At 67.9% G+C, this 23,309-nt stretch carries 27 protein-coding genes; 24 read left to right on the top strand and 3 right to left on the bottom strand.

From position 1 onward, the window contains the following. Positions 1-34: 34 nt before the first annotated feature. The 7 genes from DT074_RS07670 (at position 35) to DT074_RS07640 (ending at position 6,540) form a co-directional block, all read left to right on the top strand. Positions 35-631 carry an MlaC/ttg2D family ABC transporter substrate-binding protein gene (locus tag DT074_RS07670; protein WP_162914711.1) on the top strand — a complete coding sequence of 199 codons (597 nt, stop codon included), beginning with the start codon at positions 35-37 and terminating at the stop codon, positions 629-631. Between the two features lie 81 nt (positions 632-712). Further along, positions 713-1,141 (top strand): large conductance mechanosensitive channel protein MscL, encoded by a 429-nt coding sequence (gene mscL, locus DT074_RS07665; RefSeq protein ID WP_119419246.1) that lies wholly within the window; start codon positions 713-715, stop codon positions 1,139-1,141. Positions 1,142-1,196: 55 nt separating this feature from the next. Next, on the top strand, positions 1,197-2,333 hold the full coding sequence (locus tag DT074_RS07660) for an ATP phosphoribosyltransferase regulatory subunit (RefSeq protein WP_119419245.1): 1,137 nt from the start codon (positions 1,197-1,199) through the stop codon (positions 2,331-2,333). 9 nt (positions 2,334-2,342) lie between these two features. Next, positions 2,343-3,635 (top strand): adenylosuccinate synthase, encoded by a 1,293-nt coding sequence (locus DT074_RS07655; protein WP_119419244.1) that lies wholly within the window; start codon positions 2,343-2,345, stop codon positions 3,633-3,635. A gap of 473 nt (positions 3,636-4,108) precedes the next feature. Continuing rightward, positions 4,109-5,242, top strand: a complete 1,134-nt coding sequence (locus DT074_RS07650; RefSeq protein ID WP_119419243.1) for a tetratricopeptide repeat protein — start codon at positions 4,109-4,111, stop codon at positions 5,240-5,242. A gap of 124 nt (positions 5,243-5,366) precedes the next feature. Next, complete coding sequence (locus DT074_RS07645; protein WP_119419242.1) at positions 5,367-5,711, top strand: hypothetical protein; 345 nt, start codon at positions 5,367-5,369, stop codon at positions 5,709-5,711. A 244-nt stretch (positions 5,712-5,955) separates the two neighbouring features. Continuing rightward, positions 5,956-6,540: a tetratricopeptide repeat protein gene (locus DT074_RS07640; protein WP_162914710.1), complete on the top strand. Its 585-nt coding sequence runs from the start codon at positions 5,956-5,958 to the stop codon at positions 6,538-6,540. Positions 6,541-6,605: 65 nt separating this feature from the next. Here DT074_RS07640 and DT074_RS07635 read toward each other — a convergent pair whose 3' ends face one another. The 3 genes from DT074_RS07635 to DT074_RS07625 form a co-directional block, all read right to left on the bottom strand. Continuing rightward, on the bottom strand, positions 6,606-6,821 hold the full coding sequence (locus DT074_RS07635) for a hypothetical protein (protein WP_162914709.1): 216 nt from the start codon (positions 6,819-6,821) through the stop codon (positions 6,606-6,608). A 137-nt stretch (positions 6,822-6,958) separates the two neighbouring features. Then, complete coding sequence (locus tag DT074_RS07630) at positions 6,959-7,312, bottom strand: helix-turn-helix domain-containing protein (RefSeq protein WP_119419239.1); 354 nt, start codon at positions 7,310-7,312, stop codon at positions 6,959-6,961. Next, positions 7,309-7,677, bottom strand: coding sequence for a type II toxin-antitoxin system RelE/ParE family toxin (locus tag DT074_RS07625; RefSeq protein ID WP_119419238.1), 369 nt, complete (start codon positions 7,675-7,677; stop codon positions 7,309-7,311). The genes DT074_RS07630 and DT074_RS07625 overlap by 4 nt, the downstream gene beginning before the upstream one ends. Before the next feature lie 249 nt (positions 7,678-7,926). Between DT074_RS07625 and rpsB the strand changes: the two genes are divergently transcribed. The 17 genes from rpsB (at position 7,927) to DT074_RS07545 (ending at position 23,299) form a co-directional block, all read left to right on the top strand. Continuing rightward, positions 7,927-8,724 (top strand): 30S ribosomal protein S2, encoded by a 798-nt coding sequence (gene rpsB / locus DT074_RS07620; RefSeq protein WP_119419237.1) that lies wholly within the window; start codon positions 7,927-7,929, stop codon positions 8,722-8,724. A 125-nt stretch (positions 8,725-8,849) separates the two neighbouring features. Then, entirely contained in the window at positions 8,850-9,773 is a 924-nt protein-coding gene (gene tsf, locus DT074_RS07615) for a translation elongation factor Ts (protein ID WP_119419236.1), read from the top strand. A 215-nt stretch (positions 9,774-9,988) separates the two neighbouring features. Then, a complete protein-coding gene (gene pyrH / locus DT074_RS07610) occupies positions 9,989-10,708 on the top strand; it encodes a UMP kinase (RefSeq protein ID WP_119419235.1) in 720 nt (239 codons plus the stop codon). A gap of 74 nt (positions 10,709-10,782) precedes the next feature. Further along, a complete protein-coding gene (gene frr / locus DT074_RS07605; protein WP_438503671.1) occupies positions 10,783-11,304 on the top strand; it encodes a ribosome recycling factor in 522 nt (173 codons plus the stop codon). 20 nt (positions 11,305-11,324) lie between these two features. After that, positions 11,325-12,059, top strand: coding sequence for an isoprenyl transferase (locus tag DT074_RS07600; protein WP_119419233.1), 735 nt, complete (start codon positions 11,325-11,327; stop codon positions 12,057-12,059). Continuing rightward, a complete protein-coding gene (locus DT074_RS07595; RefSeq protein WP_119419232.1) occupies positions 12,013-12,693 on the top strand; it encodes a phosphatidate cytidylyltransferase in 681 nt (226 codons plus the stop codon). Before DT074_RS07600 ends, DT074_RS07595 begins: the two co-directional genes overlap by 47 nt. Further along, positions 12,693-13,904 carry a 1-deoxy-D-xylulose-5-phosphate reductoisomerase gene (locus DT074_RS07590; RefSeq protein WP_119419231.1) on the top strand — a complete coding sequence of 404 codons (1,212 nt, stop codon included), beginning with the start codon at positions 12,693-12,695 and terminating at the stop codon, positions 13,902-13,904. The genes DT074_RS07595 and DT074_RS07590 overlap by 1 nt, the downstream gene beginning before the upstream one ends. A gap of 36 nt (positions 13,905-13,940) precedes the next feature. Further along, positions 13,941-15,080, top strand: a complete 1,140-nt coding sequence (rseP, locus tag DT074_RS07585; RefSeq protein WP_119419230.1) for an RIP metalloprotease RseP — start codon at positions 13,941-13,943, stop codon at positions 15,078-15,080. Positions 15,081-15,283: 203 nt separating this feature from the next. Beyond that, entirely contained in the window at positions 15,284-17,533 is a 2,250-nt protein-coding gene (gene bamA, locus DT074_RS07580) for an outer membrane protein assembly factor BamA (RefSeq protein ID WP_368744520.1), read from the top strand. After that, positions 17,534-18,148: an OmpH/Skp family outer membrane protein gene (locus DT074_RS07575; protein ID WP_119419228.1), complete on the top strand. Its 615-nt coding sequence runs from the start codon at positions 17,534-17,536 to the stop codon at positions 18,146-18,148. Between the two features lie 238 nt (positions 18,149-18,386). Further along, positions 18,387-18,854 (top strand): 3-hydroxyacyl-ACP dehydratase FabZ, encoded by a 468-nt coding sequence (fabZ, locus tag DT074_RS07570; protein ID WP_119419227.1) that lies wholly within the window; start codon positions 18,387-18,389, stop codon positions 18,852-18,854. Positions 18,855-18,877: 23 nt separating this feature from the next. Further along, the gene (gloA, locus tag DT074_RS07565; protein ID WP_119419226.1) at positions 18,878-19,282 is read left to right on the top strand and encodes a lactoylglutathione lyase; all 405 of its coding nucleotides are present in this window, start codon (positions 18,878-18,880) and stop codon (positions 19,280-19,282) included. Between the two features lie 105 nt (positions 19,283-19,387). Further along, positions 19,388-19,543 (top strand): hypothetical protein, encoded by a 156-nt coding sequence (locus tag DT074_RS27945; RefSeq protein WP_162914700.1) that lies wholly within the window; start codon positions 19,388-19,390, stop codon positions 19,541-19,543. Beyond that, positions 19,540-20,295 carry a metal ABC transporter ATP-binding protein gene (locus tag DT074_RS07560; RefSeq protein ID WP_119419299.1) on the top strand — a complete coding sequence of 252 codons (756 nt, stop codon included), beginning with the start codon at positions 19,540-19,542 and terminating at the stop codon, positions 20,293-20,295. The genes DT074_RS27945 and DT074_RS07560 overlap by 4 nt, the downstream gene beginning before the upstream one ends. Beyond that, positions 20,292-21,179: a metal ABC transporter permease gene (locus DT074_RS07555; protein ID WP_119419225.1), complete on the top strand. Its 888-nt coding sequence runs from the start codon at positions 20,292-20,294 to the stop codon at positions 21,177-21,179. Before DT074_RS07560 ends, DT074_RS07555 begins: the two co-directional genes overlap by 4 nt. Before the next feature lie 31 nt (positions 21,180-21,210). Beyond that, positions 21,211-22,155, top strand: coding sequence for a metal ABC transporter substrate-binding protein (locus DT074_RS07550; protein ID WP_119419224.1), 945 nt, complete (start codon positions 21,211-21,213; stop codon positions 22,153-22,155). Between the two features lie 13 nt (positions 22,156-22,168). Continuing rightward, a complete protein-coding gene (locus DT074_RS07545; RefSeq protein WP_162914708.1) occupies positions 22,169-23,299 on the top strand; it encodes a hypothetical protein in 1,131 nt (376 codons plus the stop codon). The last annotated feature ends 10 nt before the right edge of the window (positions 23,300-23,309 follow it).

Below are 23,309 nucleotides of genomic sequence, written 5' to 3'. Positions count from 1 at the left end.
AATGCCGGCAGTGCAATGGATGGGAGAGATCGACATGCATCGACGCGACGTGATGCTGGCCGCCGGCGGACTGATCCTGGCGGTTGCGGCGGGCATGCCGGCCTTTGCGCTGGAGCAGGCGGCGGCACGCGATTTCGTGACCAGGCTGGCCGGCAAGACGCTGGCGGTGCTCCGCGCCGAGAGCAACGTGGATGCGCGCGCCTCCAAGCTCGCGCCGCTCTTGCGCGATGGCCTTGACCTCGGCGCCATGGGCAAGTTCGTGCTCGGGCGGCAGGGCCGCGAGCTGACGCCGACGCAGCAGAAGAGCTTCGGCGAAGCCTTCGAGAAGCATGTGGTGGAGACCTATTCCGACCTGCTGGCGCGGCAGAGCGTGGCGGACGTGAAGATCACCGGCGATTCCAAGCAGCCCGACGGCGACGTGCTGGTCAATTCCGAGATCACCCGTGGCGGGGCGCCGCCGACGCCCTATGACTGGCGGGTGCGCGAGACCACGGGCGGCCTGAAGGTGGTCGATGTGGTGATCAACGGCGTCAGCCTCCTGATCACCCGGCGGCAGGAATTCGCCTCGGTGATGCGCAAGGACGGCGTGGACGGGCTGATCCGCCGGCTCGAATCTGGCCAAGGGGCATGATCCGCGCTTAGGATACATTCGTAAGCGGCCGGCGATTCGAGCCGGGTATCGAGACCAGGTATCGAAAAGGGGTGGGGAGCGATGCTGAACGAATTCAAGACGTTCATCATGCGCGGCAATGTTGTCGATCTCGCGGTCGGCATCATCATCGGCGCGGCCTTCACCGCGATCGTCAATTCGCTGGTCAACGACATCATCATGCCGCCGATCGGGTTCATTCTCGGCGGCGTCGACTTCACCAACTTCTTCCTGACCATCAAAGGTGAGGCCCTGCCGACGCTGGAGGAGACCAAGAAGGCCGGCTCCGTCGTCATCGCCTACGGCGCCTTTCTCAACGCGGTCATCCAGTTCCTGATCATCGCCTTCGCGGTGTTCCTGCTGGTGAAGGGAATCAACCGCATGCGCGACATGGCGATCAAGCAGCAGCAGTCCGACCCCGGTCCGCCGCCGCCCCTGCCGGCCGACGTGGTGCTGCTGACCGAGATCCGCGACCTGCTCAAGGCGCGCTGACCGGCCGCAGCCGGGGCGCTGTTCCGCCGGCCTGGGCTGTGCTTTAAGGCGCATCATGGAGAGCTACGCACAACGCGGCCTGCTGCCGGCCGGCCTGCGCGACGCCCTGCCGCCCGCCGCGGAATGGGAGGCGGCCGTGGGCGAGCGCCTGCTCGCCTGCCTGGCCGGCCACGGCTACCAGCGGGTCAAGCCGCCGCTGGTCGAGTTCGAGGCGACCCTGCTCGCCGGCGCCGGTGCCAAGCTCGCGCCGCAGACCTTCCGCCTGATGGACCCGGTCAGCCAGCGCATGATGGGGGTGCGGCCCGATATCACGCTCCAGGTCGCCCGCATCGCCGAGACCCGGCTGGCCGATGCGCCGCGGCCACTCCGGCTCTCCTATATGGGCCAGGTGCTGCGGGTGAAGGGCACCCAGCTCCGCCCCGAGCGCCAGTTCGCCCAGGTCGGCCTCGAGCTGATCGGGGCCGCCACCCGCGCCGCCGATATCGAGGTCGCGACCCTGGCCGCCGAGGCCCTGGCGGAGATCGGCGTGCCGAACGCCTCGATTGACCTCTGCGAGCCGACCCTGGTGCCGGCGGTCTGTCGTGGCCTCAAGCTCGACGACGCGACGGCGGAGGCGGTGCGTGCCGCGCTCGACCAGAAGGACGCCGCCGCGCTGAAGGCGGCCGCGGGCAAGGATGCCAAGCTGCTCGAGCCGCTGCTGCGCCTCGCCGGCCCGGCCGCTGAAGTGGGGCCGAAACTGCTGCAGCTCGACCTGCCGGCCGAGGGCCGCACCATGCTGGCCGACCTGGTCGCGGTGGCCGACGCAGTGCGCAAGGCCGTGCCCGGCATCCTGGTCACCATCGACGCGGCCGAGGCGCGCGGTTTCGAGTACCAGACCGGCGTCAGCTTCACCTTGTTCGCCCGTGGCGTGCGCGGCGAACTCGGCCGCGGCGGGCGCTACGATTCGGGCGGTGTCGAGCCCTCCTCGGGATTCACGCTCTATCTCGACAGCGTCATCCGCGCCCTGCCGGCGCCGGCGGCGGCACGACATCTCTACATCTCGCATGGCACGCCGCGTGCAGCGGCCAAGGCCCAGCGCGGCGAAGGCTGGCGCACCGTGCAGGGGCTGGAGCCGGTGGCCGACGGCCGTGCCGAGGCGAAACGGCTCGGCTGTTCGCATGTCCTGATCGACGGCCGTATCGAAGAAGTCTGAGGAAGTCCGATGGCCAATGTGGCAGTGGTCGGCGCCCAGTGGGGCGACGAGGGCAAGGGCAAGATCGTCGACTGGCTGTGCGAGCGCGCCGACATGGTGGTGCGCTTCCAGGGCGGCCACAATGCCGGCCATACCCTCGTAATCGACGGCAAGATCTACAAGCTCGCCTTGTTGCCCTCGGGCGTGGTGCGGCCGGGCAAAATGGCGATCATCGGCAACGGCGTGGTGGTCGATCCCTGGGCGCTGGTCGGCGAGATCGAGCGCGTGGCGCAGCAGGGCCTGAAGATCACGCCCGAAAACCTGCGCGTCGCCGACAATGCCAGCCTGATCCTGCCGCTGCACCGTGATCTCGACGCCTATCGCGAGGACACCAACAAAGGCATCAAGATCGGCACGACGCGGCGCGGCATCGGCCCGGCCTATGAGGACAAGGTCGGCCGCCGCGCCATCCGGGTCTGCGACCTGGCCGATGCCGGGGTGCTGGAACAGAAGGTCGAAGGGCTGCTCGCGCATCACAACGCGCTCCGCCGCGGACTAGGCCGCGACGAGATCGACGGCGGCCAGCTGCTCGCCGAGCTGAAGGCAATCGCACCCAGGATCCTGCCCTTCATGGACCAGTCCTGGAAACTGATCGACGAGGCGCGGAAGTCGGGCCAGCGCATCCTGTTCGAGGGCGCCCAGGCCTTCCTGCTCGACATCGACCACGGCACCTACCCTTACGTCACCTCGTCCAACACGGTGGCGGCGCAGGCGGCGACCGGCTCCGGCACCGGCATGCGCGGGGTCGGCTATGTGCTCGGCATCGCCAAGGCCTATACGACGCGGGTCGGCGGTGGCCCGTTCCCGACCGAGCTGGAGGACGAGGTCGGCCGCGGCCTGCTCGCCCGCGGCAACGAATACGGCACCAATACGGGCCGGCCACGGCGCTGCGGCTGGTTCGACGCGGTGCTGGTGCGCCAGGCGATCACCATCGGCGGCATCGACGGCATCGCGCTGACCAAGCTCGACGTGCTGGACGGCATGAAGGAGGTCAGGATCTGCACCGGCTATCGCCTCGGCACCACCTCGCTCGACCGCTTCCCGGCCGGCATGGCGGAGCAGGGCCGGGTGGAGCCGGTCTACGAGACCCTGCCCGGCTGGACCCAGTCCACCCGCGGCGCCCGCTCCTTCGCCGAGCTGCCGGCGGAGGCGATCAAATATGTCCGCCGGGTCGAGGAGCTGATCGGCGCGCCGGTGGCGCTCCTCTCCACCAGCCCGGAGCGCGAGGACACCATCCTGATGCGCGATCCCTTCCGGGATTGATCGCGGCTGCAACCCGTGGCCTAAATTTGTTACGGATCGGGGATGGGCCGGCGGCCCGTCACACCGGCTGTCATTCAATCCACATACAAGATGGCCGCTGCCCCCGGCCGGGATTATCCGCCGAGGTGCCGAAAGGAACCAAATCGGACCAATGGGAATCAATCGGATCAAAAACAGCGAATTGAGGTTCGATTTGGTACTGATTACGCACTTTATGTACAAAATATAACCCATTGAAAACGGCCAATCTCTGACCCGTTTCGTCGGCGATTCCTGATTGGCCCCCGAATCTACATCGCCGAAGCCAGTTTCGACGAAGGGTAGGGCGTCAAATTTTCCATACGGAGCAATTCTGTTCGAACGGCCGATACATCCGAATTGGCTAAAGCTTTATCGAATGTAAACGAAGGCTGAACCGAGCCCCTCGCAAGCTTAGCTCGTATCGGCGGCGTTTCCGGCCGAGGAGGGTGTGGATGCAGGGGCTGATCGCGTTGGTGGCCTGCCTGGGTGGCGCGGCCTTCGGGCTCGCGGCCGCCATGCTGACCGCGAAGCCGACCGAAGCCGTCGCCCCCGTCGGCTTCCCCGGCAATCCGGTCTATCCGGGGTTCGAGGCGCAGGCGCCGGAGACGCCGGCCGGGTCGCACGTCCCGGCCGGGCCGCGCACGCCGGCCGAGCGCGCCGCCGCGCTCGCCATGGAGGCCAATGACATCCTGGACGACGCGCATGGCCGCAAGCCCTTGCTGGACCAGGCCCGCATCAAGCTGCGCGCCGCCAGCACCGCCGATCCGGACGAGCCGCTGACCCTGGTCGTGCAGGCCCGCTGGCAGCTGATGATGGGGCAGGGGGCGGGCGGCTACAGCCGCGATGCGGCGATCCGGGCCGAGCACACCATCACCCGCGCGCTCGCCCTCGATCCCAAGCTGGCCCGCGCCTATGTGCTGCGCGCCCATCTCTACACGGCGACCGACCGCATCGCGCTGGCCAAGGCGGATCTCGCCAGCGCCGAGGCGCTGGGCTACGACCGTCCCTGGCTCTTGACCAACCGCGCCGCCATCCACGAGCGGGAAGGCCAGCACGATCAGGCGGCGGCGCTCTATCGCCGGGTGATCGATCAGTTCGGCGACGATCCCTCCGCCGTCGCCGCCGCCTCCTCGAACCTGCGTGCCTATCACGCGCGCCGCGGCGAGAAGGACAAGGCCGAAGGCTATTACCGCCAGCAGGCCGAGCTCGAGCCCGGCAATCCCTGGCCGCACGGCAATTGGGCGCACGAGCTGTTGTACCAGTTCGGCGACGCGGAAGCCGCGATCGGCCGCGCCCGCCAGGCGCTGGTGCGCATGGACTATCCGCAGGCGCGCCGCACGCTCGCGCTGGCGCTGTATCTGAAATGGGCCGAGCTGCCGCCGGAGGAGCGGCGCCAGGCCGAGCCGCAATTCAACCTGGAAGAGGCGCGCCGGCTGATGCCCGATACGCGCGTGGCGGCGCAGATCGGCCGCGAGAACCGCATGCTGGCCCCGATCGCCGTGGCACTCGCTTCCGGCGCGCGGCCGCAGAACCAGACGGCGCCGCAGGGCGATTCCCTCTGGGTCCGCGCCGGCGGCAGGCGGTAAAGGCTCCCCCGCAGGGGCGACGTAGGCTTTCAGCCCGAAATCCGGGCGCAATCGCGCCACAATGCCGCCCTGCTCGGCGGGTGGGATTCAGCTCAACGGCGATTCCCGCCGGGGAGTGCGATCCATGTTCCGTCTGTCGAAGCCGACCCGCAGCACCGCTCTTCTGGCCGCCCTCGCCGGCGGCCTGATGCTCGCCGCCGCACCGGCACTGGCCGACGGTGATCGCGGACGTCATCACCGGCATCACCACGATCACGGCGGCAAGCAGGTGTTCTACGACGGCGCCTGCAAGGTGGAGCGCAAGTGGAATGGCCATGGCGGCTACAAGGAAGAGGTGAAGTGCCGCCCGCTGGCGCATGCCTATTACTACCCGGCGCCGGTCGTCGCCTATTATCCGCCGCCGCCTCCGCCGCGGCCGGTCTATGTCGGCCCGCCGGTGATCAGCGTGGTGATTCCGATCGGCCGCTAGCGGCAAGATTCGTAAGCCCCGCGCATTACAAAAAATTGCGCGGGGCTGGTGGGCAAAACGCCCGCAAATACACGAAAGGTTGAGACTTTTTGCCGCAATCTGGGCACGGGCGGCCGGAGAAAAGGACCGGCGCCGAGCGGTAGGGGTTCGCAGAATGCGCGTCGCGGTGATGGTATCGGCCCTGTGTCTGACGGCTGGTGCGGCGGGGCTGGTGTTTGCGCCACAGGTTCTTTCGGCGGCCGACATGGCCGCGTTGACCCGACCGGGCCCGGAGACGGCGAAGCAGCTCGCCGAACAGGCCCAGGCCGAGCTCAAGGCCGGCGACCCGGATGCCGCCGCGGCGATCCATCGCCGCATCCTCGACGAATTTCCCAACGATGCCGGCGCCGCCGCACGCGCGAGCGACGCGCTCCGCCTCTATCACGTGAGCCGGTTCGAGCGCGGCCCTGCCGAGAACCACTTCGATCGCCAGATCGCGCTGGACCCGAGCAACGCCACGGCGCGCGCCAAGTGGGCGAGCGAGCTGCTGCTCACCTTCGCCGACTACGACCGCGCCATCGAGGTGGCGCGCGAGGCGCTGACCATCGACGACGCGGCGCCGACCCGGCGCACCTTGGCGCTGGCGCTCTACATGAAATGGTCGGTCCTGCTCTCGCACAAGAAGACCGCGGAGGCGCAGCCCTTCTACGACGAGGCGCAGAAGCTCTGGTCCGATCTCGACGCGGTGACCCAGATGGCGGGCCGGTACCGCGCGCTGGAACACGTGCACCTCGCGATCACCGAGCCGACCAGCTGGGCGTTCCGGCCGTATAGGGTGCCGGCGCGATAGCGGCGCGCTTCAGCGACCAAATTTCCGTGCGCTGGCTTCTTCTTAACGTTTCGATGTCGTCGGCATCAGGCGGTGCGTGCCGCGGCGAGCGCGTGGGCGATAGCTCCGTTTAAATCGCTTCCAGCGTAATCCTGCCACTCTCCCAGATTGCCACCGAACTCCTGTCTGGTTGCTGCCTGGGCGTCCTCGATTGACAAATACCAGTCGTCGCCAGCGAACTCGCCGTCCGCCGCATAGCGATAGACCAATACGCCGCCACTGGATTCCTCGGGTTCAAGCACCAGCACTCGCGGCCGTGCCATTGGCCCTGGCGCAGGCCATTTGTCGATACGGGCGAGCGCGTCGGGGTACGGCTCCGGCCTCGGCCCTATGAATGCAAATCGAATCATGCGCCCTGTGTTTGCCCGGTATTCAGGCACTACGCTGCGCGTCGCGGCACGTCGCTGACGACAACGTCGCCTGCTTCGTTCTCCTTCGCTGCGGCGATACGAATTTCGATGCGATGGCCGAGCGCAGTGAGGAAACGCATCAGCCGTTCGAGCGACACTTCTGAGAAACGGCCGTTCAAAATCTTCGACAGCTCCGGCTGCGTCGTACCCACGCGCTTCGCCGCCGTGCGTTGCGTCAGACCAGCGGCTCGGATCGCACGAGCGAGCCGGAGAACCAGCTCGGCCTTGAGGTAATGCTCCTCCGCGTCGGGCATGCCGAGAGCCAGCCACACGTTGCGATCAGGGTCTTTGGCGTGATCCCTTGCACTAGTTCGCCGGGTCATCGGTGGCGCTCCCTTTCTGAAATCAGCTCAGCCAATCGGCGGCGGACGGTTTCGATCTCGGTACGGGGCGTTGCGATCCCCGATTTCGACTTCTTCTGGAAGGCATGCAGGACGTAGACAGCGTCGGCAAATCGGACCGAATAGACAGCTCGAAAGGCATTTCCGTCGCGGCTCTGCCGCAGCTCGATCACCGCCCCACCGCCGAAGCCTGCAAGCGTCTTGGCCAGACCAGGATGCCGTTCGCCCATCTGTGCGAGGAACAGGCCATAGCCCATCTCGCGCTGGACGGCCGGAGGGAACGCCTTGAACGCGGCCTGCGCATTTCCACGCCAGTAGAGTGGCCTGGGCTCGTGTTCAGACACCATGCCGCCATATGTGAGATTTCACATCAACTGCATAGTGGTTGCTCAACAGAATTTGTGCAACGAAAATTTGTAGGTGCCGATCCCCGCCGGGATCGCGCCTTGCCTTCCGCGCCGCCCTCCGCTAAACCCCCGCCACCCAAACCCCACACGCGGGCTTGCGGCCGGTGGATTGAAAGCCCCTCCGGTCGCTCCGGTGCCTTCTCAGGAAGGCGGCGCCCGCGGCGGACCAACCGGAGAAGGAGCACACCGATGGCGATGCCGTCGTTCACCATGCGTCAGCTGATCGAGGCTGGCGTGCATTTCGGCCACCAGACCCACCGCTGGAACCCGCGCATGTCGCCGTATCTCTACGGCGAGCGGAACCGCATCCACATCATCGACCTGCAGCAGACCGTGCCGATGCTGCACCGCGCGCTGGAAGCCGTGCGCGACACGGTGGCCGGCGGCGGTCGCGTGCTGTTCGTCGGCACCAAGCGCCAGGCTTCGGACGCGGTGGCGGATGCGGCGTCGCGCTGCGGCCAGTATTTCGTCAATCACCGCTGGCTCGGCGGCATGCTGACCAACTGGAAGACCGTCTCGCATTCGATCAAGCGCCTGCGCGAGCTGGACGAGATGCTGAAGGGCGAGATCCGCGGCCTGACCAAGCGCGAGCAGCTGTCGCTGACCCGCGAGCGCGACAAGCTCGACCGGGCGCTCGGCGGCATCAAGGACATGGGCGGCCTGCCCGACATCCTGGTGGTGATCGACACCAACAAGGAGGACATCGCCGTCGCCGAGGCGCGCAAGCTCGGCATCCCGGTGGTGGCGATCCTGGATTCGAACTCGAACCCGGAAGGCATCACCTTCCCGGTGCCGGGCAACGACGACGCGCTGCGCGCCATCCACATGTATTGCGACCTGTTCGCCCGCGCCGTGCTGGACGGCATCAAGGCGGAGATGCATGCCTCCGGCGCTGATATCGGCGCCATCGAGGAAGTGACCGAGGACGAGGTGCCGCAAGCGGCGCCGGCCGCCGAGGAACAGCCGGCTGCGGCGCCGGCAGAGTAATCGCGGCGACGCGCTTCGCCGCATCCTGAACGGATGCGGCGCCCCCACCCCAACCCTCCCCCGCACCGCTGCGCGGCACGGGGGAGGGGGCTTCTTTGTGGAGCCCCCTCATTGGAGCGACTGAGATGAGCGAGATTTCCGCCACCCTGGTGAAGGACCTGCGCGCCAAGACCGGCGCCGGCATGATGGATTGCAAGAAGGCGCTCGCCGAGACGGCGGGCGACCTGGAGGCGGCGGTCGACTGGCTGCGCAAGAAGGGCCTCGCCAGCGCGGCGAAGAAGGCGGGCCGCGTCGCCTCCGAGGGCCTGGTCGGCGTCGCCGTTTCTGGGGCCAAGGGCGCCGTGGTCGAGATCAATTCCGAGACCGATTTCGTCGCCCGCAATTCGGGCTTCCAGGAGCTGGTGAAGAACACCGCCCAGCTCGCCGTGCAGGCGGGCAAGGATGTCGACACCCTCGGCAAGGCCGCCTATCCCGGCACCGGCCGCAGCGTGAGCGAGGAGATCACCAACGCCATCGCCACGATCGGCGAGAACATGAACCTGCGCCGCGTCGCGACCCTGAGCGCCGATCCCGGCGTGGTCGCCGCCTATGTCCACTCGGCGCAGGCGCCGGGCCTCGGCAAGATCGGCGTGCTGGTGGCGCTGAAATCGGCCGGCGACAAGGGCAAGCTCGAGGCGCTGGGCAAGCAGATCGCCATGCATATCGCGGCCGCGGCGCCGCTCTCGCTCTCGACCGCGGATCTCGATCCGGCGGCGGTGGAGCGCGAGCGCGCTGTGCTGCTCGACCAGGCCAAGGCCACCGGCAAGCCGGAGGACATCGCGAAGAAGATGGTCGAGGGCCGCCTCCGCAAGTACTACGAGGACGTGGTGCTGCTGGAGCAGACCTTCATCATCGACAACGAGACCAAGGTGGCGAAGGTGGTGCAGAACGCCGCCTCGGATGTCGGCGCGCCGGTGGAGATCGCCGGCTTCGTCCGCTTCCAGCTCGGCGAGGGCATCGAGAAGCAGGCCGAGGATTTCGCCGCCGAGGTCGCCAAGATCACGGGGTGAGCTCTGTCTCTCCTCCCCCGACCGCAGGGCGGGGGAGGTCGGGTGGGGGTCTTTGTGTTTTTCGGCAGCCACCGTGCTGCCCCGAAACCCCCTCCTCAGTCCTCCCCCTCGGCCGCCGGGGGAGGAGGCTAAAGGCCGCCCGCGCTGCCCCCGCCGGGGCTTAAGTGCTATAAGCCATCGAATCGCCACATCCGGCCCATAACCATCGTCGCGCCATGCCCGCCTCCCGCTACCGCCGCGTCCTGCTCAAATGCTCCGGCGAAGCGCTGATGGGCGAGGGCGAGTACGGCATCGACTTCCAGACCGTGGACCGCATCGCCGCCGAGGTGGCGCAGGTCCAGAAGATGGGCGTCGAGGTCTGCTTGGTGCTGGGCGGCGGCAACATCTTCCGCGGCGTCGCCGGCGCGACCGAGGGGATGGCCCGCGCCTCGGCCGATTACATGGGCATGCTGGCCACCGTCATCAACGCGCTCGCCATGCAGCACGCCCTGGAGACCCGGAGCGTGCATACCCGCGTCCAGTCGGCGATCCCGATGTCGACGGTCTGCGAGCCTTACATCCGCCGGCGGGCCCAGCGGCACCTGGAGAAGGGCCGGGTGGTGATCTTCGCCGCCGGCACCGGCAACCCGTTCTTCACCACAGACACGGCGGCGGCGCTGCGCGCGGCGGAGATGGGTTGCGACGCCATGCTGAAGGGCACCCAGGTCGACGGCGTCTATACCGCCGACCCGAAGAAGGACCCCAAGGCGAAACGCTACGAGAAACTCACCTACATGGACGTACTCTCCAACGACCTGAAGGTGATGGACGCTTCCGCGATCTCGCTCGCGCGGGAGAACAAGATCCCGATCCTGGTATTCTCGCTGCACGAGCCCGGCGCCTTCGCCGCCGTGCTGGCGGGGACCGGGAAGGCGACCATCATCGAAGGCGACTAGGCAGCCAGGCAGTATCGGGGCAGGGAGGCCCAGGACCCGTGTCCGACTTCGATATCGACGACATCGAACGGCGCATGCAGAAGGCGGTGGAGGCGTTCCGCCACGAGCTGGGCGGGCTTCGCACCGGCCGTGCCAGCCCGAGCCTGCTCGAACACGTCACCGTGCATGTCTACGATTCCGACATGCCGCTCAACCAGCTCGCCTCGATCAACGTGCCGGAGCCGCGCATGCTGTCGGTCCAGGTCTGGGACCGCGGCAACGTGCAGGCGGTGGAGAAGGCGATCCGCGGCTCCAATCTCGGCCTCAACCCGATCACCGAGGGCGCGCTGCTCCGCATCCCGATCCCGGAGCTGAACCAGCAGCGCCGGCAGGAGCTCACCAAGGTCGCCGCGCAATATGCCGAGCATGCCCGTGTCGCGGTGCGCAACGTGCGGCGCGACGGAATGGACAGGCTGAAGAAGATGGAGCGCGACCACGAGCTCTCCGAGGACGATCACAAGCTGTGGTCGGAAGAGACCCAGACCCAGACCGACGACGCCATCAAGAAGATCGACGAACTGCTCGCCCAGAAGCAGAAGGAGATCATGCATGTGTGAGGGGGCTTAAGGCGCGCGCCATGCTGCAGCAGCCGCTTGCCGCCGCGAAGCCGCCGCCGCCGGTGCATGTCGCCATCATCATGGACGGCAACGGCAGGTGGGCGAAGGCGCGCGGGCTGCCGCGCGTGGCCGGCCACCGCGCCGGGGCGGATGCGGTGCGCCGCACGCTCTATGCCTGCCGCGATCTCGGCGTGCGCTACCTCACGCTCTATGCCTTCTCGTCGGAGAACTGGAAGCGGCCGCCGACCGAGGTCGAGGACCTGTTCGGCCTGCTCCGCCTCTATCTCCGCCGCGAGCTGGCCGAGCTGCATGCGAATGGCGTCCGGCTGCGCGTGATCGGCGAGCGCTCCAGGCTCGCGCCCGACGTGGTGGCGCTGATCACCGATGCGGAGAAGATGACGGCGGGCAATACCCGCTTCACGCTCATCATCGCGATCAACTATGGCGGTCAGGCGGAGATTGTCGCCGCGGCGCGCCGCCTCGCCGAGGAGGCGAAGTCCGGCCGGCTCGATCCGGCGGCGATCGACGAGGCGATGTTCGAGCGGTTCCTCGACACGCACGAGATTCCGAATCCGGACCTGCTGATCCGCACCTCGGGCGAGCAGCGGCTATCCAACTTCCTGCTCTGGCAATCCGCCTATACCGAGTTTCTGTTCACGCCCACCTTGTGGCCGGATTTCGGCCGCGAGGCGCTGGAAGAGGCGATCGATGAGTTCCATCGGCGCGAACGCCGTTTCGGCGCGGCCGGCGAGTAGCGCCGTGTTCGCCGGGATCGGCCTCAGGGTCGCGAGCGCGGCCGTCCTGATCCCGCTCGCCGTCGCGGCGGTGTGGTGGGGCGGGCTCGTCTTCCAGCTCCTTGTCGCGGCCTTCGCCTGCCTGATGTTGCACGAATGGTGGCGGCTGACCCGCGACCAGGGCGCCGTGTGGATTGTCGCCGGCCTCGTCTACGTGCTGGTGCCTTGCTTCGCGCTGGCCTGGTTCCGCGAGGCGACGGGCTGGATCGCCGCGCTCTGGCTGTTCGTCGCCGTCTGGGCCTCGGATACCGGCGCCTATCTGTTCGGTCGGATGATCGGCGGGCCGAAGCTCTGGCCCGCGGTCAGCCCGAACAAGACCTGGGCGGGCCTCGGCGGCGCCGCCTTCGGCGCGGCGCTGGTCGGGCTGATCGGCAGCTTCGTCGTGCCGGGGGCGGATCTGCGGCTGATCGCCGCCGGCGTCGGCATCGGCCTGCTCGGCCAGGCCGGCGACCTGTTCGAAAGCCATGTGAAGCGGCGCGCCGGGGCCAAGGATTCCGGCACGCTGATTCCGGGCCATGGCGGCGCGCTGGACCGGCTCGACAGCCTGCTCTTCGTCGCGCCCGCGGCCGCTTTCGTGCTCTGGCAGGTCGCCTGATGTCGCCGCAGACCTCGACCGTCACGCCGCTCCGCCCCGCCGCGCGCTCGCGCCGGCGGGTCACGGTGCTCGGCTCCACCGGCTCGGTCGGTTGCTCGACCGTCGACCTGCTGCTGCGCTCGCCCGACCGGTTCGAGACCGTGGCGCTGGTGGCGCAGAGCAACGTCGCGGCGCTGGCCGAGCAGGCACAGGCTCTGCGGGCCCGCTTCGCCGTGATCGCCGATGAGACCCGGCTGCCGGAGCTGAAGGAGCGGCTCGCCGGCACCGGCATCGAGGCGGCGGGCGGGCGTCAGGCGGTGATCGATGCCGCGGCGGACGGCGCCGACCTCGTCGTCGCCGCCATCGTCGGCGCGGCCGGGCTCGAGCCGACCCTGCGCGCGGTGCGCCGCGGCGCGACGGTCGCCATCGCCAACAAGGAATGCCTGGTCTGTGCCGGCGAGATCGTGCTGCGCGAGAGCCGCCAGGCCGGCGCGACCCTGCTGCCGGTCGATTCCGAACACAACGCGATCTTCCAGGTATTCGACTTCGCCCGGCCGGAGACGGTGGCGCGCATCGTGCTGACCGCCTCCGGCGGGCCGTTCCGGCGCGCCAGCCGGGACGATATGCGCGGCGTGACGCCGGAGCAGGCGCTTCGCCACCCGACCTGGGAGATGGGGGCCAAGATCTCGATCGATTCCGCCACCATGATGAACAAGGGACTGGAGCTGATCGAGGCCTGGCACCTGTTCCCGGTGGCCAAGGAGAAGATCGAGGTGGTGATCCACCCGCAATCGGTGGTGCATTCGCTGGTCGAGTACGTGGACGGGTCGCTGCTCGCCCAGCTCGGCACGCCGGACATGCGCACCCCGATTGCCTACGCGCTGGCCTGGCCCGAGCGGATGGCGAGTCCGGCCCGCAGGCTCGATCTGGCGGCACTCGGCCAGCTCACGTTCGAATCACCGGATGATGAACGATTCCCGGCACTTAGACTGGCCCGGCGTGCATTGCAAAGCGGCGGGGCGGCGCCTACCATCCTGAACGCCGCGAACGAGGTGGCCGTGCAGGGGTTTCTTAACCGTCGCATCGGCTTCCTTGACATCGCCGCCGTGGTCGAAGGCGCCCTGGATGCGATCGCTCCGGAGGCGCCGCGCGATCTCGACGGCGTGCTTGCGGCGGACCGCCAGGCACGCGAGGTCGCGGGCCGGCTGATCGACCGGCTCGGCAGCGCGTGACCACCGCTCGGCTCTGAAAGGACTTCTGCGACGCCCATGGATTTCCTGTCCGGCGCCCCGACCTACATCGTCGCCTTCCTGCTCGTGCTGACGCTCGTGGTCTTCGTCCACGAATGGGGGCACTTCATCGTCGCCCGCCTGAACGGCGTCCGCGTCGAGGTGTTCTCGATCGGCTTCGGGCCGGAGCTGACCGGCTTCTACGACCGGCACGGCACGCGCTGGCGGCTCTCCGCCATTCCGCTCGGCGGCTACGTCAAGTTCTATGGCGACGCCTCCGCCGCCTCGACGCCGGACAGCGACGCGGTCGACCATATGACTGCGGCCGAGCGCGCCGTCAGCTTCCATCACAAGCGGGTCGGCCAGCGCGCCGCCGTGGTGGCGGCCGGCCCGGTCGCCAATTTCATCTTCGCCATCCTGATCCTGGCGGTGACGGCGGCGACCTTCGGCCACCAGTACACCCCGCCGGTGGTGGGCGAGGTGCTGCCCGGCTCGGTCGCCGAGGAGGCCGGTATCCGCGCCGGCGATCGCATCGTCAGCATCAACGGCAGCTCGGTCGAGCGCTTCGACCAGATCTTCCAGGCAGTGGCGCTGAGCGCCGAGACCGAGCTGGAGGTCGGCATCGAGCGCGACGGGGCGACCCGGATTCTTGCCGTCACGCCGCGCCGCGTGGTTGCCGATGACGGTTTCGGCGGCAAGCAGCGGCGCGGCCAGCTCGGCATCCGTTCCACCGCGGAGCGCGAGTTGCGGCAATACGGGCCGATCGAGGCGATCGGCGTCGGCGTGCGCGACACCTGGAACGTCATCAGCACGACGATGACCTATCTCGGCCGCTTTGCGACGGGGCGCGAATCGGGCGAGGAACTGGGCGGGCCGGCGCGGATCTTCTTCATGTCGGGCGAAGTCGCGAAGGTCTCCTGGTTCGCGCTGATCCTGCTCGCGGCGCAGCTTTCGGTCAGCATCGGCCTGATCAACCTGTTCCCGATCCCGCTGCTCGACGGCGGACACCTGCTCTATTACGGTGTCGAAGCCGTGCGCGGGCGTCCGCTCGGCGAGCGGGCGCAGGAATACGGCTTCCGGTTCGGGCTCGCGGTGGTGCTGGCGCTGTTTCTGTTCGCCACCTGGAACGATCTGGTCTATCTCCGCGTGGTGCCTTTCTTGTCGAAGCTGTTCAGTTAGAGAGCGGGCGGTCCGGGGAGATGAAAAGAGGACGGATCGGGGGAGCCCGTCTCACCGTGCGCCTGATCGCACTGCTGGCCGCAGGCTGCCTGTGCAGCGCGGTGACGCTTAGCGCGATCGCGCAGACGGTGCCTCGGCCCGGTGGACTCGGCGCTCCGGATTCCGACCAGCCGTCGGCGCCGCAGGGCAGGCAAGCGCCAGCGGTGCAGATTCCGATCCCGGCGCCGGTGGCGCCGCGCGCCACGGGCCCTGTGGGCCCGGACGCGATTGGCGAGATCCGCGTCGAAGGCAACCAGCGCATCGAGGCGGACACCGTTCGCTCCTACATGCAGATCGCGCCGGGTGACCGCTACGACGCCGACCGGGTCAATCGTTCGCTGAAGACGCTGTTCGCGACCGGCCTGTTCGCCGACGTGACCATGCAGCGGACCGGCAACGTGCTGCTGGTGCGCGTGGTCGAGAACCCGATCATCAACCGCATCGCCTTCGAGGGTAACAAGAAGCTCTCCGACGAGGCGCTCACCGCCGAGGTGCAGCTCAAGCCGCGCATCGTCTATACCCGCACCAAGGTGCAGTCGGACGTGCAGCGTATCGTCCAGCTCTACCGCCGCAGCGGCCGCTTCGCCGCGACGGTGGAGCCGAAGGTGATCCAGCTGCCGCAGAACCGCGTCGACCTCGTGTTCGAGATCTACGAGGGCGATGCCACCACGGTCAGCCGGATCAACATCGTCGGCAACCGCGAGTTCAGCGACGGCAAGCTGCGCGAGGCGATCGCGACCAAGGAGAGCCGCTGGTACCGCATCTTCTCCAGCAACGACTCCTATGACCCTGACCGCATCACGTTCGACCGCGAGCAGCTGCGCCGCTTCTACCTGTCGCGTGGCTTCGCCGACTTCCGCGTCGTTTCCGCCGTCGCCGAACTGACGCCGGAGCATGACAGCTTCTACATCACATTCACGGTGGAAGAGGGGCAGGAGTACAAATTCGGCAAGGTCGAAGTCGACGCCCAGCTCAAGGACCTGAATGCCGATCAGCTCCGGGCCGTGCTGCGCACCAAGCAGGGCGACGTCTACAACGCCGAGCTGGTCGACAAGACGATCGAGGACATCACTTTCGAGCTCGGCCGGCTCGGCTATGCCTTCGTCGAGGTGCGGCCCAGGGTCGACCGCGACCCCGACAAGCGGACCGTCGGCATCGTGTACGAGATCAAGGAAGGCCCGCGGGTCTATGTCGAGCGGATCGACATCAGCGGCAACGTCCGCACCCTCGACAAGGTGATCCGGCGCGAGTTCCGCATCGCGGAAGGCGACGCGTTCAACGCCGCCAAGCTGCGCCGGTCGCGCACCCGCATCCGCGGTCTCGGCTTCTTCGAGAAGGTCGACATCAACCAGCGCCAGGGCAGCGCCCCGGACAAGACCGTCATCACGGTCGACGTGACCGAAAAGTCGACCGGCGAGCTGTCGCTCGGCGCCGGCTACTCGACCTCGGACTCGGTGCTGGCGGACATCCAGATCCGCGAGCGCAACCTGCTCGGCCGCGGCCAAGACATCCGACTCGGCTTCAGCGTCTCGCCGCGCCGCCAGCAGATCGATCTCAGCTTCACCGAGCCCTATTTCCTCGACCGCGAGCTGGCCGCGGGCTTCGACATCTTCCATCGGCGGCAGGATCTCGAGGACCGCTCGTCCTACAACGTCAACAGCACCGGCGGCGCCTTGCGTATGGGCTATCCGGTCAGCGAGGCGATGTTCGTCAACCTGAACTACCGGATCCGCAACGACAACATCACCGACGTGCAATCCGATGCGACCCCCTATCTGCGGCGCGGCTCGGTGCTCACCTCCTCGGTCGGCTACGGCATCACCTACGACAAGCGCGACGACAAGATCGAGCCGACCTCGGGCTACGTGATCCGCGCCGGGCAAGACTTTGCCGGGCTTGGGGGCGACAACCGCTACATCCGCACGACCGGCTCCATCGTCCATTACTTCCCGGTGGCGGACGAGGTCGTGTTCTCCGCCGGGCTGGACGCCGGCATCGTCAAGGATCTCGGCAAGCGGCTCGACATCAACTCCCGCTTCTTCATCGGCGGCGATTCCTTCCGCGGCTTCGAAGTGGGCGGCATTGGCCCCCGTGACCAGACGTCGGACGACGCCCTCGGCGGCGAAATGTATTACGTGGGCACGGCCGAGGTGATCTTCCCGCTAGGGTTGCCGAATGAATTCGGCATCAAGGGCCGGCTCTTCACCCAGGCCGGCAGCCTTTTTGACATTCACGAGAAGGAGATCGCCTCCAATCCGATCGTGGATTCCAGCGCGTTGCGGCTCACCGCCGGGTTCGGTATATCCTGGACGTCTCCGTTCGGCCCGATCCGCGTGGATCTCGGCTTCCCTCTCATGAAAGAGAAAGAGGACGAGACGGAGCTGTTCCGCTTCAACTTCGGCACAAGGTTCTAAATGGTTTCGTTGCTCATTCCTGGACGGCGGATTCTGGCCGCTCTCGCCGTCGGTGCGTCGCTCGCCCTGTCTGGCGCGCTGTCCCTTCCGGCCGCCGCGCAGGACAACCAGCGCTTGCTGGCGAAGATCGCGATCCTGGACGTGGAGCGCGTGCTGACGCAGTCGGAAGCCGGCAAGAACGCGCTGAAGCAGATCACCGACCAGCGCAAGCGCTACCAGGACGAGATCAGCAAGGCCGAGGACCAGCTGCGCACCGAGGAGCGTGACCTGGTGCAGAGCCGCGCCACGCTTGCGGCCGAGGCGTTCGACGAGAAGCGGCGTGCCTTCGAGCGCAAGGTTCAGGACACCCAGCGCATGGTGCAGCAGCGCTCCAGTACGATCGACGGCATGATGCGCAATGCCCGGGAGCAGATCGGCAAGGCGGCGCTGGCGGCGCTGCAGGAGCTGATCAAGGAACGCGGCTTCAACGTCGTGCTGGACCGCAAGCAGATCGTGGCGACCGATCCCGCGCTGGAAGTCACCGACGAGGTGCTGGCCCGGGTGAACAAGCGGTTGCCCTCGATCAAGGTCGAGGCGGCCGCGGCCAATCCGGCGCCGGCCCAGCCGAAGCGATAGGCTGCTCCGGCGTCGCACGGGATATTTCTCCCTTCGTCGAGGGTGAAGCGGGGCGTCCAATCCGTTATCTTTGACGGCGGTTTCGGCGGTGCGGGCATGCCTTGCGGCATGCCGCCGATGCGGAGCGGCCAATGCTGCGCTGCAGCGGCAGCCCGCGCGGGCAGCGCCGTGACGTGGCTGCCGTCGGGCGGAAAGGGCCCGGCGGTCGGGGTGTGACGTGAGCTAAGGGACGGGACCGATGAACGAAGCGGCGCAGAAGACGGACCTGGGCGTCGCCGACATCCTCAGCATCATGCGCATGATCCCCCACCGCTATCCCATGCTGATGGTGGACCGTGTGACCAAGATCGTGCCCGGCGAGAGCGCGGTCGGCATCAAGAACGTCACCATCAACGAGCCGCACTTCCAGGGCCATTTCCCGACCCGACCGGTGATGCCGGGCGTGCTGATCGTCGAGAGCATGGCGCAGACGGCGGGCGTTCTGGTGGTTCATACGCTCGGGCCTTCGGCGGAAGGCAAGCTGGTCTATTTCATGAGCATCGAGCAGGCCAAGTTCCGCCGCCCGGTGGTGCCCGGCGACACCATGCATGTGCATGTCGCCAAGGAGCAGGCGCGGCGCAATGTCTGGCGCTTCAGCGCCCGGGTGCTGGTCGACGAGCAGCTGGCGGCGGAAGCCGGCATCACCGCCATGATCATCGACGAATAACGCAACGAATGACGGGGTCGAGAATGAGCAACGCCATTTCCGGTCGCCTGCTGCACACCATGCTGAGGGTACGCGACCTTGATAAGTCGCTGCATTTCTACACCGATCTGCTCGGCATGAAGCTGCTGCGCAAGAACGACTATCCAGGCGGGCGCTTCACTCTCGCCTTCGTCGGCTACGGCGACGAGAAGGACACCGCCGTGATCGAGCTGACGCACAACTGGGACCAGGCCGAGCCCTATACGATCGGCAGCGGCTACGGCCATATCGCGCTCGGCATGCCAGATATCTATGCCGCCTGCGAAGCGCTGCAGAAGGCCGGCGTGAGCGTGCCGCGGCCGCCCGGGCCGATGAAGCACGGCACCACCCACATCGCGTTTGTCGAAGATCCGGACGGCTACAAGATCGAGCTGATCCAACGGGCCTGACCCGGCCAGGCACCGGCCGACAAAATGCAATAAAGTAACATTTCGCCGTTGCTTGGCCTCGGCTCAACGCTATAGTATCACGTTATGTTAGCGGAACCGGACAGCATGGACGGAACTGAGGCCGGGCATCGCCACCGCGCGGTTGCGGCGCCGCCGGTCGTGGCGAGCGTACTCTCGGCAGGCGCGGGCGCTCGGCTCGCCGTTGTCGCCGGCCTGATCGCGCTGCTCTGGCTCGCGGTCTGGTGGGCGCTCAGCCCATGATCGCGGCGGATGTCCGGGCGGTGCGGGTGCGCGACCTGACGGTCACCTATGACCGCCATCCGGCCGTGCATCACCTTTCCGGCGAGTTCAGGCCGGGCTCGCTGACCGCCGTGGTCGGGCCGAACGGCGCCGGCAAGACGACGCTGCTGCGCGCCATCGCAGGCACCCTGCCGGTCAGCGGTGGCGAGATCGATCTCGGTGGCCTGAAGCGGCGGGAAATCGGCTACCTGCCGCAGCAGGCCGCCCTCGACCGCGGCTTTCCCATCTCGGTGCTGGACACCGTGCTGCTCGGCCATTGGGGCAAGGTGCGCGGTTTCTTCGGGGTGACCCGTGCGATGCGGGCGAAGGCCGGCGAGGCGTTGGCCGCCGTCGGCATGGCCGGGTACGAGGAGCGGCAGATCGGCTCGCTCTCCGCCGGCCAGTTCCAGCGCGTGCTGTTCGCCCGCGTGCTGCTGCAGGATTGCCGCGTCGTCCTGCTGGACGAGCCGTTCAACGCGATCGACGCGAAGACCACGGCCGATCTCCTGGACCTCGTGCGGCGCTGGCATGCCGAGCAGCGGACGGTGATCGCCGTGCTGCACGATCTGGAGCAGGTGCGGCAGCACTTCCCGGAGACTTTGCTGATGGCGCGCGAGCTGGTCGGTTGGGGTGCGACCGACGGCGTGCTGACCGCGGCGAACCAGCTGAAGGCGCGCAGCATGGCCGCCGGCTGGGACGACCATGCGCCGTTCTGCGAACGCGACGCGGCATGAGCGAGGTACTGGCCTGGCCTGCCACCTTCGTGGTGGCGCCGTTCATCGAGTTCGGCTTCATGCGCCGTGCGCTGATCGGTTGCATGGCGCTGGCGCTGGGCGGCGGCCCGGTCGGCGTGTTCCTGCTGCTGCGGCGGATGAGCCTGATCGGCGATGCGTTGAGCCATGCCGTGCTGCCGGGCGCCGCGATCGGCTTCCTGATCGCCGGCCTGTCGCTGCCGGCGATGAGCGCTGGCGGCCTGGTCGCCGGTCTGCTCACCGCGGCGCTGGCCGGCATCGTCACCCGGCATTCGGTGCTGCGGGAGGATGCGAGCTTCGCCGCCTTCTACCTGATCTCGCTGGCGCTCGGCGTGCTGCTGGTCTCGACCCGCGGCAGCAATGTCGACCTGATGCATGTGCTGTTCGGCAGCGTGCTGGCGGTGGACGACGCTGCGCTGCTGCTGGTGGCGGCGATCGCCACCGTGACCCTGCTTGCCGTGGCCGCGATCTACCGGCCGCTGGTGGTCGAGAGCTTCGATCCGGATTTCCTGGCGGCGATGGGGGAGCGCGGCGCGGTCTATCACCTCGCCCTGGTCGGCCTCGTGGTGCTGAACCTGGTCGCCGGATTCCTCGCGCTCGGCACCTTGATGGCGGTCGGGCTGATGATGCTGCCGGCGGCGGCCGCGCGGCTCTGGGGCCGGCAGGTCTGGAGCATGGCCGCGATCGCCAGCGCGATCGGCTGCGTCAGCGGCGCGGCGGGCCTGCTCGTCTCGTACCACGCCGATCTGCCCTCCGGACCCTCGATCATCCTGACGGCCGGCGCTTTCTACGTGATCTCGCTCGTGTTCGGGCCGAATGGCGGCGTGCTGTCGCGCCGTCCGGCCTTGCGCCACCGGGTGGCCTGACGGCTTGGGAAGAGGGTAAGGGGATGGGACGATGAACAGGCGCAGCCTGCTCGCGGCAATGTTCGGCCTTGCGCTGGCGCCCGCCGCCGCCGCACAGGAGAAGCTGCCCGTGGTGGCGAGCTTCAGCATCCTGGCCGATATGGTGCGGCAGATCGGTGGCGACCGCGTCGCGGTGACCGCGCTGGTCGGGCCGGACGGCGACGCGCATGTGTTCCAGCCTTCGCCCGCAGATGCGCGCACCCTCACCGCCGCAAAGATGCTGGTGGTGAACGGCCTCGGCTTTGAAGGCTGGATGGGGCGGCTGGTCCGCGCTTCGGGCTTCCAGGGCGTCACCATCACCGCGAGCGAGGGCGTGAAGCGGCGCGAGATGGCCGAGGAGCATGAGCACGGCCAGGGACAGTCCCGGGGTGGCCGCATGCAGAAGGGCATCACCCGGCCGCCCACCGTGGCGGACCCGCATGCTTGGCAGGATCTGGCCAACGGCAGGCTCTATGCGGTCAACATCGCCAAGGGGCTTGCCGCGGCCGATCCGGCCGGCGCGGCGACCTACGAGCGGAATCTCGCCGCCTATCTGGCAAGGATCGACGCCATGGACCGCGATGTGCGCGTCCGGATCGGCACCATTGCGCCCGACAAACGCAAGGTTATTACCTCGCATGATGCCTTCGGCTATTTCGGCGCGGCGTATGGCATCACCTTCGTCGCCGCGGTCGGCATTTCAACCGAGGCCGAGGCCTCGGCGGCGGATGTGGCGCGCATCGTGCGGCAGATGCGCCGCGAGGGGGTACGGGCTGTGTTCGTCGAGAACATGACCGATGCGCGCCTGATCGAGCAGATCGCCAAGGAGGCCGGCGGCGCCGCCGGCGGCACGCTCTATGCCGATGCGCTGTCGCCGAAGGATGGCCCGGCGCCGACCTATCTCGGCATGTTCGAGCACAACGTGAAGGTCCTGGTCGCCGGCATGGCGGCGAACTGATCGCGGGGAAAGCATGTTTCGCAGAGGAGTGGTGGGCGCGGCCGCACTGGTGGCCGCGGGCGCGGCGGCGGGCGATGCGACGGCGGATGACGACGGGGCACTGAGCTATCCGCGCCTGACAGTGGAAGCCGAGCTCAGCCTGCAGAGCGAGAAGACGGTCGGCAGCCGCGCCGCGAAGAAGATTCACGACACCTTCGCCGAGGTGGAGGTGGGCGCCGGCCTGTTCGTCACCGAATGGCTGTCGCTGCAATCGGTGCTGAAGCTCGAGCCGGTCCGTGTGGCGACGGAGAGCCGCGCCTTCGAGGACGAGGGCGCCTTCATCGAGGAGCTCTACATCAATATCGAGCACGACTGGTTCCGGCTCTATGGCGGCAAGTTCAACCCGCCCTTCGGCACCGCCTGGGACCGTCTGTCGGAGCTGTTCCAGCGCGGCTTCGCCGAGGATTACGAGCGCACCGAGGCGCTCGGCATCGGCGGCGCGGCGACATTGGAGACGCTCTCCCTCGGCACGCATACCTTCGGTGCGACGCTGTTCCATGCCGACAACAGTTTCCTCTCCAACTCGGCCTTCGCCAGACCACGCTTCGGCAACGAGGATACCGACCGTGTAAAGCGCACGCGCCGCTCCCAGGGCGGGCCGGGAAACACGCACGATTTCTCCAGCTACACCTTCACCCTCGACGGCGACCAGTTCCCGATGCTGGAGGGCTTGAGCTACCACCTCGGCTACAGCCGGCTCGCCAAGGGTGTCACCGAGGCCCGCGCCGAGAAGGGCTATGTCGGCGGCCTGCAATGGGCCTTCGATCTCGGCCACGAGATGACGCTGACGCCGCTGGCGGAACTCGCCTATTTCCGCCATTTCGGCGGCGGCACCGATCATGCGACCCATCTCACCACGGCGCTGCAGCTGGATTGGCGCGAATGGAGCCTGGTCGCCGCGCGCACCGGCCGCCATGTCGACGAGCCGAACGACGGTTCCGGCACCTTCGGCCGCGATTACACCGACACGCTCTACTCGCTGCTGCTCGGCTACACCTTCGATTTCGGCCTGAAGGCGCAGGTCGCCTGGAAGCGCGAGAAGGCGCAGGGCGAGCCGGTGATCCACGCACTCGGCGCGCGCCTCACCTACGAGCTGCACTTCTAAGGCCGGCGCT

This window comes from Desertibaculum subflavum (genome assembly GCA_003576705.1).
In the GTDB taxonomy this organism is placed as follows: domain Bacteria; phylum Pseudomonadota; class Alphaproteobacteria; order Ferrovibrionales; family Ferrovibrionaceae; genus Desertibaculum; species Desertibaculum subflavum.
Note: the sequence above shows the minus strand (reverse complement) of the source record. Positions and strands in the feature narration are given on the sequence as shown.

What these genes read in the sequence shown, in the direction of transcription:
- mscL (WP_119419246.1), top strand. Translation starts at nt 713, where the DNA reads ATGCTGAACGAATTCAAGACGTTCATCATGCGCGGCAATGTTGTCGAT.
- DT074_RS07630 (WP_119419239.1), bottom strand. Translation starts at nt 7,312, where the DNA reads ATGACCCGGCGAACTAGTGCAAGGGATCACGCCAAAGACCCTGATCGC.
- DT074_RS07555 (WP_119419225.1), top strand. Translation starts at nt 20,292, where the DNA reads ATGAGCGAGGTACTGGCCTGGCCTGCCACCTTCGTGGTGGCGCCGTTC.
- DT074_RS07650 (WP_119419243.1), top strand. Translation starts at nt 4,109, where the DNA reads ATGCAGGGGCTGATCGCGTTGGTGGCCTGCCTGGGTGGCGCGGCCTTC.
- DT074_RS07645 (WP_119419242.1), top strand. Translation starts at nt 5,367, where the DNA reads ATGTTCCGTCTGTCGAAGCCGACCCGCAGCACCGCTCTTCTGGCCGCC.
- pyrH (WP_119419235.1), top strand. Translation starts at nt 9,989, where the DNA reads ATGCCCGCCTCCCGCTACCGCCGCGTCCTGCTCAAATGCTCCGGCGAA.
- DT074_RS07640 (WP_162914710.1), top strand. Translation starts at nt 5,956, where the DNA reads ATGGCCGCGTTGACCCGACCGGGCCCGGAGACGGCGAAGCAGCTCGCC.
- rpsB (WP_119419237.1), top strand. Translation starts at nt 7,927, where the DNA reads ATGGCGATGCCGTCGTTCACCATGCGTCAGCTGATCGAGGCTGGCGTG.
- fabZ (WP_119419227.1), top strand. Translation starts at nt 18,387, where the DNA reads ATGAACGAAGCGGCGCAGAAGACGGACCTGGGCGTCGCCGACATCCTC.
- DT074_RS07625 (WP_119419238.1), bottom strand. Translation starts at nt 7,677, where the DNA reads ATGGTGTCTGAACACGAGCCCAGGCCACTCTACTGGCGTGGAAATGCG.
- tsf (WP_119419236.1), top strand. Translation starts at nt 8,850, where the DNA reads ATGAGCGAGATTTCCGCCACCCTGGTGAAGGACCTGCGCGCCAAGACC.
- DT074_RS07550 (WP_119419224.1), top strand. Translation starts at nt 21,211, where the DNA reads ATGAACAGGCGCAGCCTGCTCGCGGCAATGTTCGGCCTTGCGCTGGCG.
- gloA (WP_119419226.1), top strand. Translation starts at nt 18,878, where the DNA reads ATGAGCAACGCCATTTCCGGTCGCCTGCTGCACACCATGCTGAGGGTA.
- DT074_RS07670 (WP_162914711.1), top strand. Translation starts at nt 35, where the DNA reads ATGCATCGACGCGACGTGATGCTGGCCGCCGGCGGACTGATCCTGGCG.
- DT074_RS07545 (WP_162914708.1), top strand. Translation starts at nt 22,169, where the DNA reads ATGTTTCGCAGAGGAGTGGTGGGCGCGGCCGCACTGGTGGCCGCGGGC.
- frr (WP_438503671.1), top strand. Translation starts at nt 10,783, where the DNA reads ATGCAGAAGGCGGTGGAGGCGTTCCGCCACGAGCTGGGCGGGCTTCGC.
- DT074_RS07560 (WP_119419299.1), top strand. Translation starts at nt 19,540, where the DNA reads ATGATCGCGGCGGATGTCCGGGCGGTGCGGGTGCGCGACCTGACGGTC.
- DT074_RS07660 (WP_119419245.1), top strand. Translation starts at nt 1,197, where the DNA reads ATGGAGAGCTACGCACAACGCGGCCTGCTGCCGGCCGGCCTGCGCGAC.
- DT074_RS07575 (WP_119419228.1), top strand. Translation starts at nt 17,534, where the DNA reads ATGGTTTCGTTGCTCATTCCTGGACGGCGGATTCTGGCCGCTCTCGCC.
- DT074_RS27945 (WP_162914700.1), top strand. Translation starts at nt 19,388, where the DNA reads ATGGACGGAACTGAGGCCGGGCATCGCCACCGCGCGGTTGCGGCGCCG.
- DT074_RS07595 (WP_119419232.1), top strand. Translation starts at nt 12,013, where the DNA reads ATGAGTTCCATCGGCGCGAACGCCGTTTCGGCGCGGCCGGCGAGTAGC.
- DT074_RS07590 (WP_119419231.1), top strand. Translation starts at nt 12,693, where the DNA reads ATGTCGCCGCAGACCTCGACCGTCACGCCGCTCCGCCCCGCCGCGCGC.
- rseP (WP_119419230.1), top strand. Translation starts at nt 13,941, where the DNA reads ATGGATTTCCTGTCCGGCGCCCCGACCTACATCGTCGCCTTCCTGCTC.
- DT074_RS07600 (WP_119419233.1), top strand. Translation starts at nt 11,325, where the DNA reads ATGCTGCAGCAGCCGCTTGCCGCCGCGAAGCCGCCGCCGCCGGTGCAT.
- DT074_RS07655 (WP_119419244.1), top strand. Translation starts at nt 2,343, where the DNA reads ATGGCCAATGTGGCAGTGGTCGGCGCCCAGTGGGGCGACGAGGGCAAG.